This is a genomic window from Curtobacterium sp. MCSS17_011 (genome assembly GCF_003224275.1).
Lineage (GTDB): Bacteria > Actinomycetota > Actinomycetes > Actinomycetales > Microbacteriaceae > Curtobacterium.
In genome coordinates this window covers 36,346-48,511 of record NZ_QKLE01000008.1, presented here as the reverse complement: position 1 = coordinate 48,511, position 12,166 = coordinate 36,346, and the positions used below count along the sequence as shown (strand labels likewise).

10 protein-coding genes are annotated in these 12,166 nt (G+C 71.4%); 8 read left to right on the top strand and 2 right to left on the bottom strand.

Features of this window, described 5'->3' with window-relative positions:
- The first annotated feature begins 2 nt into the window (after positions 1 to 2).
- From kdpC to DEJ17_RS07830, 3 genes are all read left to right on the top strand, one after another.
- Positions 3 to 602 carry a K(+)-transporting ATPase subunit C gene (gene kdpC / locus DEJ17_RS07840; RefSeq protein ID WP_110892856.1) on the top strand — a complete coding sequence of 200 codons (600 nt, stop codon included), beginning with the start codon at positions 3 to 5 and terminating at the stop codon, positions 600 to 602.
- A 121-nt stretch (positions 603 to 723) separates the two neighbouring features.
- The gene (locus DEJ17_RS07835; protein ID WP_110892855.1) at positions 724 to 3,216 is read left to right on the top strand and encodes an ATP-binding protein; all 2,493 of its coding nucleotides are present in this window, start codon (positions 724 to 726) and stop codon (positions 3,214 to 3,216) included.
- Positions 3,213 to 3,896 (top strand): response regulator, encoded by a 684-nt coding sequence (locus tag DEJ17_RS07830; protein WP_027466795.1) that lies wholly within the window; start codon positions 3,213 to 3,215, stop codon positions 3,894 to 3,896. The genes DEJ17_RS07835 and DEJ17_RS07830 overlap by 4 nt, the downstream gene beginning before the upstream one ends.
- Before the next feature lie 111 nt (positions 3,897 to 4,007).
- On the opposite strand, the gene DEJ17_RS07825 is transcribed toward DEJ17_RS07830, so the two are convergent.
- Entirely contained in the window at positions 4,008 to 4,853 is an 846-nt protein-coding gene (locus tag DEJ17_RS07825; RefSeq protein ID WP_071406217.1) for a LuxR C-terminal-related transcriptional regulator, read from the bottom strand.
- A gap of 110 nt (positions 4,854 to 4,963) precedes the next feature.
- Here DEJ17_RS07825 and hxlB point away from each other — a divergent pair, with 110 nt between their 5' ends.
- The 3 genes from hxlB (at position 4,964) to DEJ17_RS07810 (ending at position 7,009) form a co-directional block, all read left to right on the top strand.
- Positions 4,964 to 5,527, top strand: a complete 564-nt coding sequence (gene hxlB / locus DEJ17_RS07820; RefSeq protein WP_110892854.1) for a 6-phospho-3-hexuloisomerase — start codon at positions 4,964 to 4,966, stop codon at positions 5,525 to 5,527.
- Positions 5,528 to 5,538: 11 nt separating this feature from the next.
- Entirely contained in the window at positions 5,539 to 6,162 is a 624-nt protein-coding gene (gene hxlA, locus DEJ17_RS07815) for a 3-hexulose-6-phosphate synthase (protein ID WP_071406215.1), read from the top strand.
- Between the two features lie 124 nt (positions 6,163 to 6,286).
- Positions 6,287 to 7,009 (top strand): alpha/beta hydrolase, encoded by a 723-nt coding sequence (locus DEJ17_RS07810; RefSeq protein WP_110892853.1) that lies wholly within the window; start codon positions 6,287 to 6,289, stop codon positions 7,007 to 7,009.
- 71 nt (positions 7,010 to 7,080) lie between these two features.
- Here DEJ17_RS07810 and DEJ17_RS07805 read toward each other — a convergent pair whose 3' ends face one another.
- Positions 7,081 to 8,433 carry an APC family permease gene (locus tag DEJ17_RS07805; RefSeq protein WP_110892852.1) on the bottom strand — a complete coding sequence of 451 codons (1,353 nt, stop codon included), beginning with the start codon at positions 8,431 to 8,433 and terminating at the stop codon, positions 7,081 to 7,083.
- Positions 8,434 to 8,633: 200 nt separating this feature from the next.
- Between DEJ17_RS07805 and DEJ17_RS07800 the strand changes: the two genes are divergently transcribed.
- The gene (locus DEJ17_RS07800; protein WP_110892851.1) at positions 8,634 to 9,401 is read left to right on the top strand and encodes an HAD family phosphatase; all 768 of its coding nucleotides are present in this window, start codon (positions 8,634 to 8,636) and stop codon (positions 9,399 to 9,401) included.
- Between the two features lie 77 nt (positions 9,402 to 9,478).
- A complete protein-coding gene (locus tag DEJ17_RS07795; RefSeq protein WP_110892850.1) occupies positions 9,479 to 11,989 on the top strand; it encodes a glycoside hydrolase family 65 protein in 2,511 nt (836 codons plus the stop codon).
- Positions 11,990 to 12,166: the final 177 nt, after the last annotated feature.

Genomic DNA, 12,166 nt, shown 5'->3' with positions numbered 1-12,166 from the left:
TCATGGCATCTGCACGTTCCACCTTCCGTTCCGCCGGTGTGGCGATCCGCCTCACCCTCGTCGCCACCGTCGTCCTGGGCGTCGGCTACCCGCTCGCCGTCTGGGGTGTCGGCCAGGCGGCGTTCCACGACCAGGCCAACGGCTCGATGGTGACGGACTCGTCCGGCACCGTCGTCGGTTCCTCGTTGATCGGGCAGTCGTTCACGGGCAAGCAGGCCGACCGCTGGTTCCAGTCGCGGCCGTCCGCCGCCGGGGACGGCTACGACGCGCAGGGCTCCTCCGGCTCGAACCTCGGCCCGAACAACGCCGACCTGCTCACGGCCGTCGAGGAGCGTCGTTCGGCGCTGGCGAAGGCCGACGGGGTCTCCGCCGCGCAGGTGCCTGCCGACGCCGTGACCGCATCCGGTTCGGGGCTCGACCCGGACATCAGCCCTGAGTACGCGTCGCAGCAGGTGGCCCGTGTGGCCTCGGCGCGCGGCCTGTCCGCGGACACCGTGCGGCAGCTGGTGGCGTCGCACACCGAGTCGCGTCAACTCGGGTTCCTCGGTGAACCCGTGGTCAACGTGCTCGCGCTGAACCTGGCGCTGGCGAAGGCGTCCTGAGCGTGGGTGACACCTCCGCAAAACACCGGTGCTCGCGCGTCGAACACCCGCAGACCGCGGTGCGACAGGTGAACACCGGTGTTTTGCGGAGACCGACCCCCGCACGCGAGAGGATGAGCACGTGAAGCGCGGGAAGCTGCGGGTCCTGCTCGGTGCGGCGCCCGGTGTCGGCAAGACCTACACGATGCTCGAAGAGGGGCGTCGGCTGCTCGACGAGGGTCGCGACGTGGTCGTCGCCGTCGTCGAGACGCACGAGCGCGCCGCGACCGCTGCCCTCGTCACCGGGCTCGAGGTCGTGCCCCGCCGCACCGTCTCGCACCGGGGTGTCGACCTCGACGACCTCGACCTCGACGCCGTCATCGCCCGGGCACCCGAGGTCGCGCTGGTCGACGAGCTCGCCCACACCAACGCCCCGGGGAGCCCGAACGAGAAGCGCTGGCAGGACGTCGAAGCACTGCGGGACGCCGGCATCGACGTCATCTCGACCGTCAACGTGCAGCACATGCAGTCCCTCGGTGACGTCGTGCGCGAGATCACCGGCACCGTGCAGCGCGAGACCGTCCCGGACGCCGTGGTGCGTGCGGCCGACCAGATCGAGGTCGTCGACCTGGCCCCGGCAGCGCTGCGCGAACGGCTCTCCGACGGGCTCGTCTACCCGGCAGCCCGGATCGACGCCGCCCTGTCGAACTACTTCCGGCTCGGCAACCTCACCGCACTGCGCGAGATCGCCCTGCTCTGGCTCGCCGACGAGGTCGACGACGCACTCAAGGCCTACCGCGCCGAGCACGGCATCGAGCACCGGTGGGAGACCCGGGAGCGCGTGCTCGTCGCCCTGACCGGCGGCCCCGAGGGCGAGACCCTGCTGCGCCGCGGCGCCCGGATCGCCGCCCGCAGTGCCGGTGGTGAACTCGCCGCCGTGCACGTCACGACAAACGACGGTCTGCGGGTGCGGCACCCCGGTGCGCTCGGCACGCAGCGGACCCTGCTCGAGCAGCTCGGTGGGACGTACCACCAGGTCGTCGGCGACGACGTGCCGAGCACGCTGGTGCGGTTCGCGCGGTCGATCGACGCCACCCAGATCGTGATCGGCGTCAGTCGCCGCAGCCGGCTCGCGGCCGCCATGACCGGTCCGGGGATCGGCAACACCGTGATCCGCGAGTCCGGCGACATCGACGTGCACGTCGTCACGCACGAGCGCGCCGGTGGCGGGATCACCCTGCCGAAGCTCGGCGGCAGTCTGTCCCGCGGCCGGGTGGTCGCCGCGTTCGTGCTGTCGGTCCTGGTCGGGCCGCTGCTCACCTGGGTGCTGTCGATCGGCAGCGACCCGGACGCCATCACGGTGGACGTGCTGGCGTACCAGCTGCTCGTCCTGGTCGTGGCGCTGGTGGGCGGGATGTGGCCGGCGGTGTTCACGGCCGTGCTGTCCGGGCTGAGCCTCGACTACTTCTTCGTGCAACCCCTCTACATGGTCACCGTCCAGCAGCCGTGGCACCTGTTCGCCCTGGTCATGTACGTGATCAGCGCGGTGCTGGTCAGCTTCGTGGTCGACCGGTCCGCTCGGCGGTCGCGTGCCGCCCGTCGGGCCTCGGCCGAGTCCGGGCTCCTGATGGGCATCGCCGGCAGTGTGCTCCGCGGTGACGACGCCCTGCAGGCACTGCTCGACCGCACCCGTGAGGCCTTCGGCTTCGCCGGCGTCCGGATCCGCCAGGGCGACGAGGTGCCGGCCACGTCCGGGACCTTCGGGGACGTGCCGGACGCGGCCACGAGCCTCCCGTCCGGTGCCGTCCTCGAGTTCTCCGGCGCACAGGACGACCCCACGCAGCGCCGCCTGCTCCGCGTCGTCGAGCAGCAGCTCGACGCCGCGGTGGAGCACCGTTCGCTCACGCGGACGGCGGTCGACGCGGAACGCATCGCCGCGGCCGACCGGGTCCGCAGCGTGCTGCTCGCGGCCGTCGGCCACGACGTGCGCCGACCCATCGCCGCGGCCTCCGCCGCCGTGCAGACCCTGCGTGCGCCCGACATCGACCTGTCACGGGCCGACCGGGAGGCGCTGCTCGCGACCGCCGACGAGAGCCTCGGTCAGCTGGCGGTGCTGTTGGCAGACCTGTTGGACGTCAGCCGGGTGCAGGCCGGTGTCCTCGCGGTCACCCCGGCGGCGATCGCGCTCGAGACGGTGGTCGCCCCGGCACTCGACGAGCTGGAGCTCGGCCCTGACGACGTCGACCTCGACCTGCCTGCCGACCTGCCGCCGGTGCTCGCCGATCCGGTCCTGCTGCAGCGCGTCGTCGTGAACCTGCTCGCGAACGCCGTCCGGTACGCGCCCGAGAGCACCCACGTCCGGGTCGCGGCGAGCGCGTTCGCCGGCGGCGTCGAACTCCGCGTCGCCGACCACGGCCCCGGCATCCCCGAGGACCGACGCGACGAGGTGTTCCAGCCGTTCCAGCGCCTGGGCGACACCGACAACGAGACCGGCCTCGGGCTCGGCCTGGCGCTCGCTCGCGGGTTCACCGAGGGCATGGGCGGCACGATCGAGGTCGACGACACCCCGGGCGGTGGGCTCACCGTGGTGGTGCGGCTGCCGATCGCCGGGCACGTGGGAGTGGAGATCCGATGAAGGTCCTGATCGCTGACGACGACGCGCAGCTCGTCCGCGCGCTGTCGGTGACGCTCTCTGCGCGTGGGTACGACGTCGTGACGGCGCGGGACGGGCGCGAAGCGATCGACGCCGTCATCACCGAGCGCCCCGACCTGGTGCTGCTCGACCTCGGCATGCCCCGGCTCGACGGCATCGGGGTGCTCGAGGGCGTCCGGGCCTGGTCACAGGTTCCGGTCCTCGTGCTCTCCGGGCGCACCGACTCGTCGGACAAGGTCGACGCACTCGACGCCGGTGCCGACGACTACGTGACGAAGCCGTTCCAGATGGACGAGCTCCTCGCCCGGCTGCGGGCACTCGGACGGCGACGGGTGGTGGCGTCGGAGGAGACCCCGACGATCGCGATCGGACCGCTGCTCGTGGACCTCGTGGCGAAGCAGGTCACCCCGGCCGAGGGTCCCGCGATCCGCCTGACCCCCACCGAGTGGCGCCTGCTCGAGGTCCTGGTCACGAACCCCGACCGCCTGATGACCCGCGAGATGCTGTTGACCGAGGTCTGGGGGCCGACGCACGGCAACGACTCCGGGTACCTGCGGCTGTACATGGCGCAGCTGCGGCGGAAGCTCGAGCCCGACCCCGCGCACCCGCGCTACCTGGTGACGGAGTCCGGCATGGGGTACCGCTTCGCCCCCGGAGCGTAGGGGACCGCCGCTGTCGGGGCGTGAACGAGATGCGGATCGGTGAACTCCGATGACGTCGTCGGTACCCGCTGTCGCGGTCTCGTCGGGACGCCTCGTCGCGGTCCCGTCGGTTCACGCCCGGGAGCTGAACGCCGCGAGCTCGGCCCGGGTCCGGGCGCCGTGCTTCCGGAGCAGGTTCGCCACGTGGTACTTCACGGTGTTGACGCTGATGCCGAGTCCCTCGGCGATCTCACGGTTGCCGACACCGGTCGCCACGAGCCGCAGTACGTCGCGCTCCCGCGGGGTCAGGTCACCGTCGTCGACCGCGTCCACCTCGGTCGGCCGCGGGTCGAGCGGCAGCGAGATGTCGAGCACCGACCCCCACCCCGGGGTGCTCGCGACCTGCACCCGGCCGTCGAGCGTTACGACCCGCTCGGCGATCGGCCGCATCGCGTCGTCGTGCACGTCGAGCGTGCCGGAGCCGTCGTCGCGGAGCTGCATGAGCAGGTTCCTGCCGTCGCAGTCCCACTGGATGCGCACCCGTTTCGCCGCACCGTCGTCGACCAGGGCGAGCACCGCGGTACGGACGATCGCCCGGGCCGCGTGGGCGACGTCACCCGGCAACGCGCGACCGGTGGCCGGTGGTTCGACGAACTGCACGTCGAGGTCCCCGAAGCGCACGAGCGGCCGCAGGTCGGCGCGCAACCGCGAGAACGCGCCGGTGACGGGTTCGAGCAGGGTGCTCCGCTGCTGATCGGTGACGGTGCGCAGGTCGACGAGGGCGGCCGAGGCGATCTCGACGGCCTCGGCCCGGGCAGCCGCGTCCGTGACCCGCGACGACCGGAGCACCGCGAGGACGGATTCGAGGGTGAGCGCGTGCCGGTCCGCCTGCTCGGCGACCGTGCGGGCGTGCTCGGCGGCCGCGAGCCGGATGGCGGAGCCGCCCCGGGCCTCCAGGGTGTCGACCGATGCGTCCATGGACGCGACCGTACCCGTCCCACCCGAGCGGACGGGCCCACCCGATGGGACGGGACCCCTGCCGGGGCGGGTAGCGGCGTGCCGGGACGCGCGACGGAAGGATCGAGGGCATGGCAGCAACCACCGTCTCCGCAGCGCTCGACCTGGTCGTCCGCGAGGTCGGCGACCTGGCGGCCCGCCTCGACGACGCTCCGACACAGCGCGCACTCGCCCTGATCGAGGGCGCCGACCGGGTGTTCGTCCACGGCGCCGGGCGCTCCGGCCTCGCCCTCCGCATGACCGCGATGCGCCTCATGCACCTCGGGCTCGACGCGCACGTCGTCGGCGAGGTCACCACCCCGGCCATCCGTCAGGGTGACCTGCTCCTCGTCGCGAGCGGCTCCGGCACGACCACCGGCATCGTCCAGGCCGCACGCACCGCGCACGAGGTTGGCGCATCCGTCGTGGCGCTCTCGACCACCGACGACTCCCCGCTCTCCGAGCTGGCGGACGTCACGATCGTGCTGCCCGCCGCGACGAAGACCGACCGCTCCGGCACCGCCTCGGCCCAGTACGCCGGCGGCCTCTTCGAACAGGCGGTCGCCCTGGTGGGCGACGCCGTGTTCCACGCCCTGTGGACCCGAGGCGGGCAGTCCGCCGACGACCTCTGGCCCCGTCACGCCAACCTCGAATGAAAGGCACACCCATGCAGCTCCAGTTCGCCATGGACACCCTGACCACCGAAGCCGCCCTCGAGCTCGCCGCCGCGGCCGCACCGCACGTCGACGTCCTCGAGCTCGGCACGCCGCTGATCAAGAGCGCCGGTCTGTCCGCCGTCACCGCGATCAAGGAGGCACACCCCGACAAGATCGTGTTCGCCGACCTCAAGACCATGGACGCCGGTGAGCTCGAGGCCGACATCGCGTTCTCGGCCGGTGCCGACCTGGTCACCGTCCTCGGTGTCGCCGGCGACTCGACGATCGTCGGTGCCGTCAAGGCCGCGAAGAAGCACGGCAAGGGCATCGTCGTCGACCTGATCGGCGTCTCCGACAAGGCCGCCCGAGCCCGCGAGGTCGTCGCGCTCGGCGCCGAGTTCGTCGAGGTCCACGCCGGGCTCGACGAGCAGGCGGAAGAGGGCTTCACCTTCTCGACGCTGCTCGACGCCGGCAAGGACTCGGGCGTCCCGTTCTCGATCGCGGGTGGCGTGAACGCGTCGTCCGTCGCCTCGGTGCAGGAGGCCGGCGCCCGCATCGCCGTCGCCGGCAGCGCGATCTACAGCGCCTCGGACGTCGGCGCAGCGGCCGCCGAGATCCGCGCCGCCATCAAGTAGCGGGTCACGGTCGCCCTTCCCGGGCGACATCGTGAGCAGGAACGGTCGGGTGTGCACGTCGCACCCGACCGTTCCTGCTCACGAAGCGAACGACGCCGGTCCTGATGCGCCGTACGGTGGCCACATGAACCGAGCGCTGCGCTGGACCACCTGGATCGTCGCCGTCGTCGTGCTGATCGCGGTGGTGTTCCTGGTCTGGGCGCACATCGTCATGCAGGGCACCCGCAGCGCTGCGCTGCAGGTCTGGCGGGACGACCGGATCGCGGTCCGGGACGCCGGTGACTCCGTGGTGATGACGCCGACCGGCCAGGCCGACGGCGTCGGGATCGTCTTCATCCCCGGGGCGAAGGTCGATCCGTACGCCTACATGGCCGCGTTCCGGCAGGTGGTCGCCGACGGCACGACGGTGGTCATCACGAAGCCGACGCTGAACCTCGCGTTCTTCGACACGCGACCGCTGGCCACGTTCGAGGCCCACGCCCCCTTGGTCACACGCTGGGCGGTCGGCGGACACTCCCTCGGCGGCGTCCGCGCGTGCCAGCTGGCCCAGGACGCCGACGGCCTGCTGCTGCTCGGCAGCTACTGCGCGAACGACATCAGCCGCTCGTACATCGACGTGCTGAGCGTCTCCGGTTCGCGTGACGGCCTGTCGACCCCGGCGAAGGTCGACGCCGCGCGGGACAAGCTGCCGTCGACCGCCACCATGACCGAGATCCAGGGGTCGAACCACGCCGACTTCGGTGCCTACGGCGACCAGCCGGGCGACCGCACGGCGACCATCAGCCGTGCTGATGCCCGCCAGCAGATCTCGGACGCGGTCGAGGCCTGGGTGCGCGACCTGCGCTGATCACGCCGGCTGACCGGCGGACGCACCACCGGCCTCCAGACGGTCTGCCTGGAGGCCCGTGGGACGTGACGTCAGTGGATCACGCCCGCCTCGTGGTCGCGTCCGGAACGGCGCCCGGTGAACCGGGCGACGAAGTACAGGACCACGCCGACGGCGAGCAGGATCGCGGCGTAGAGCCAGACCTGACCGCTCTGCTGCGTCAGCAGCAGGATGCACGACAGCACCCCGAGCACCGGGACGAAGGTCCAGACCTTGAAGTGGTCGTGCTCGACGCGGTCGCGGCGGAGCACCAGGACGGCGACGTTCGTGCTGATGAACACGAAGAGCAGCAGGAGCACGACGGTCTCGGCCAGGACGCCCACGTCACCGACCAGGGTCAGGAGCATCGCGACGACGGTGGTGGCGATGATCGCGGCCCACGGGGTCTTCCGGTTCGGCAGCACCTTCGCGAGGACAGCGGGCAGGAGCCGCTGCTCGGCCATCCCGTAGGTCACGCGGCTCGACATGATCATCGTGAGGAGCGCGCCGTTCGCGACGGCGACCAGGGCGATGAGGCTGAAGACCCAGTCGGGGATCGGGACGCCGGTGGCGGAGACGACGGCGAGCAGCGGACCGCTCGAGTCGGACAGCTCCGACGCCGGCAGGGCGATCGCGCTGGCGAGGGCGACGAGGACGTAGACGACACCGGCCGTGGCGAGGGCGCCGAACAGGGCCTTCGGGTAGACGCGGCTGGGTTCGCGGACCTCCTCCGCGATGTTGGCGGAGGTCTCGAAGCCGACGAACGAGTAGTAGGCGACGATCGCGGCGCTGAGGGTCGCGAGCGCGGGGTTCGCCTCGGACGGGAACGCGCCGATCCGGGAGACGTCACCGCCGCCACCGCCGAGCATCACGGCCACGACGACGATCACGATGACCAGGCCGGAGACCTCGATGATCGTCATCACGACGTTGCTCTTGAGCGAGTCGGAGATGCCGCGGGCGTTCAGGCAGGCGATCAGGGCGAGGAAGACGATCGCGGTGGGCACGGGCGGCAGGTCGACGAACGTGCCGAGGTAGTCGCCGGCGAAGGCGAGCGACAGGCCGGCGGCGCTCGTGACGCCGGCGGCGAGCATGCTGAAGCCGACCAGGAACGAGACGATCGGCGCCTTGTAGGCCCGCTCGGCGAAGACCGCGGCACCGCCCGCCTTCGGGTACTTCGTCACGAGTTCGGCGTAGGAGCCCGCGGTGAGCAGGGCCAGCAGGAGCGCGAGCACCAGCGGTGCCCAGAGTGCGCCCCCGACGTCCTTCGCCAGCGTCCCCATCAGGGCGTAGATGCCGGCGCCGAGCACGTCGCCGAGGATGAAGAGGAACAGCAGCGGGCCGGTGATCGCCTGGCGGAGCTTCGACTGCGTGCCGTGGGGTGCGGCCGTGGTGTCGCTGGTCATGGTGGTGCCTTTCGTCCGGGTCAGCGTGCCGGGGTGTGTCTCAGAGGCTTCACAGGTGCGCCGTGGGCGGCGATCTTCCTGCACGACCGACCCGGGGTGAACTCGCTCCACAGCGCGCGGCGCGTCTGAACGTGGCAACTGGAGCGGTCCTAGACTCGGCGGGAGCCATTCGTCCACCACCAGTCCCCGGAGGACCGCAGATGACGACGCAGGACCAGCGCACGCCCGCGCGACTCGGTGATCAGCGCGCGCTCCTATTCGACCTCGACGGCGTGCTCACCCCGACCGCCGACGTCCACATGCGCGCCTGGAGCCGGCTGTTCACGCCGTACCTGGCCGCACACGGTGTCGCGCCGTACACCGAGCAGGACTACTTCACCTACATCGACGGCAAGCCCCGCTACGACGGGGTGCGCTCGCTGCTCGAGTCGCGCGGCATCGACCTGCCGCAGGGCACCCCCGACGACGCACCCGACACCGACACCGTGTGCGGGCTCGGCAACCGGAAGAACGCGGAGTTCACCGCGGAACTCGACGAGCACGGCGTCGAGCCCTACCCGGGGTCGCTGCGGTTCCTGACCGCCGCGATCGCCGCCGGCATGTCCGTCGCCGTCGTCTCGAGCTCGGCGAACGCCACCTCGGTGCTCCGGACCGCGGGCATCCTCGACCGGTTCCCGGTCGTCGTCGACGGGCTCGTCGCGCGCCAGGACGGCCTGACCGGCAAGCCCGCGCCCGACACCTACCTCGACGCCGCCACCCGGTTCGGACTCACCGCCGCCGAGTGCGTCGTGGTCGAGGACGCCACGAGCGGGGTCGAAGCCGGCCGCAACGGTTCGTTCGGTCTCGTCGTCGGGGTCGACCGTGGTGCCGGGGCGGATGCCCTGCGCGAGCACGGTGCCGACGTCGTCGTGTCCGACCTCGCCGAACTCATCGACGACCTGCCCGCACCGGCCGCCAGCACGGACTAGACACGCACCGGCCGGAGCCGTTCACCGCCTGCCGGTCGCACCGACGCACCCACCTCCCTCCCTCCCCACGGAGCAGCATGAACCCCATCACCTCGGACCCCCTCGACCGCGTCCGCTACCCGATCGACGAGTGGGCACTCGTCGAGACCGAGTACACCCCCGACGAGCAGGGCGTCGCCGAGACGAACTTCGCCGTCGGCAACGGGTACCTCGGCCTGCGCGGCAACCTCGACGAAGGCCGTGGCGGCGTGCAGTACGGCACGTACATCAACGGGTTCCACGAGACCTGGCCGATCCGGCACGCGGAAGACGCCTTCGGCTTCGCGAAGACCGGGCAGACGATCATCAACGCGCCCGACGCCAAGGTCATCCGCCTCTACGTCGACGACGAGCCGCTCGTGCTGGCCGAGGCCGACATCCTCCGGCACACGCGCCGGCTGGAGTTCCGCGGCGGCTACCTGTTCCGCGAGACCGAGTGGTCGACGCCGTCCGGCAAGCGGGTGCTCATCCGGGCGCGCCGGCTCGTGTCGTTCACCGACCGGCACCTCGCCGTCATCGACTACGAGGTCACCGTGCTCGACGCGGACGCCTCGATCCTGCTCTCCAGTCAGATCCTCAACCGCCAGGACGTGCAGGACGAGTACCACGCCGGCATGCGGGCCGCGGCGAACGCCTTCGACCCCCGCAAGGCCGAGGCGTTCACCGAGCGGGTGCTCGAGCCGAAGCTCAAGCGCAGCACCGGCGGCCGTTCGGTCCTCGGGTACCAGGCGTCCAGCTCCGGCATGACGATCTGCGTCGGCGTCGAGCACCACATCGAGACCGAGAACAGCTGGGACGAGTCGTCGTCGATCGAGGACGACCTGGCGAAGCACGTCTACCGGGTGCAGGCTCGCGCGGGTCAGCCCATCCGGCTCGTGAAGCACGTGGTCTACCACACCTCCCGCGGGGTGCCCGTGCGCGAGCTCGCCGACCGCTGTGACCGCACGCTCGACCGCGCGCACGCCGAGAACGTCGACGAGACCTTCGCGAAGCAGCGTGAGTGGCTCGACGACTACTGGGCCCGCAGCGACGTCGAGATCGCCGGCCAGCCCGCGATCCAGCAGGCCGTCCGCTGGAACCTGTTCCAGCTCGCGCAGGCCACCGCCCGCACCGACGGCCACGGCATCGCCGCGAAGGGCGTCACCGGGTCCGGCTACGGCGGCCACTACTTCTGGGACATGGAGATCTACGTCCTGCCGTTCCTGTCGTACACGGCGCCGATCGTCGCCCGGAACGCCCTGCGCTTCCGCTACAACATGCTCGACGCGGCACGGGCTCGGGCCCGCGAGCTGAACCAGCGCGGCGCCCTGTTCCCGTGGCGGACGATCAACGGCGAAGAGTCCAGCGCGTACTACGCCGCCGGCACCGCGCAGTACCACATCGACGCCGACATCTCGCATGCACTCATGCAGTACGTGCGGGCCTCGGGCGACCGCGAGTTCCTGAAGCGCGGAGCCATCGACGTGCTCGTCGAGACCGCCCGGCTCTGGGCCGACCTCGGGTTCTGGCGGTCGAACGGCGACAAGAAGTTCCACATCGACGGCGTCACCGGGCCGGACGAGTACACGACCGTCGTCGACGACAACCTCTACACGAACGTGATGGCGCGGGCGAACCTGTGGTTCGCCGTCAACGCCTGCCGTGAGCTCGCCGCCGACGACGCCGAAGAGTACGACCGCATGGTGCGCCGGACGGGGCTGCAGCCCGACGAGCTCGTCGAGTGGGAGCACGCCGCCGAGTCGATGGAGATCCCCTTCGACCCGCACCGCGGCATCCACCCGCAGGACGCCCAGTTCCTCGACAAGGAACTCTGGGACCTCGAGAACACCCCCGAGTCCAAGCGCCCGCTGCTGCTCCACTACCACCCGCTGGTGATCTACCGGTTCCAGGTGCTCAAGCAGGCCGACGTCGTGCTCGCGCTGTTCCTGCAGGGGCACGAGTTCACGGCGGCCGAGAAGCGTCGCGACTTCGACTACTACGACGCACTCACCACCGGTGACTCGACGCTGTCCGCGGTCGTGCAGTCGATCATGGCGGCCGAGGTCGGGTACCACGACCTCGCCGACCAGTACTTCCAGACCGCGCTCTACGTCGACCTGGCGGACCTGCACGGCAACACCTCGGACGGCGTGCACATCGCGTCGACCGGTGGCATCTGGGGCGCACTCGTCAACGGCTTCGGTGGGATGCGCGACCACGGTGGTCGGATGACCTTCAACCCGCGGCTGCCGAAGCACTGGGACCGTCTGTCCTACCGGCTGACGGTGCGCGGATCGCGGGTCCGGGTGGACCTGGAGCAGGAAGCCATGACGCTCACGGTCGAGACCGGTTCGGGCTTCACGGTGTGGGTGCACAACCAGCAGTGGGACATCGAGGCGGGGGAGCCCACCGTGGTGCCGCTGCCGCACCACGGGCCGCGGATGTCCGGGCACGCCCCGACCACGAGCGACATCCAGGGCACGCTGCGGGCGGACGGCTCGGTCATCACCGCGTCGATCCCGACGATCTCGCTCGAGCGCGACCTGGACCTCGACGAGACGACGGCCTGACGCGCCGCGCGCTTCGCTGCGATCGCACGCCGCCCCGGATCCGCCGCACGGCACCGGGGCGGAGTGCGCTCACGTGCGTTCCCGGCGCCTCCGAACGCGTCCAGTCGGCCCCGGGCACCGTGGTCTGCCGTGCCCCTCGGGTCGATGGCGTCTCCCCGGGCACGGTTCGTGCAACGA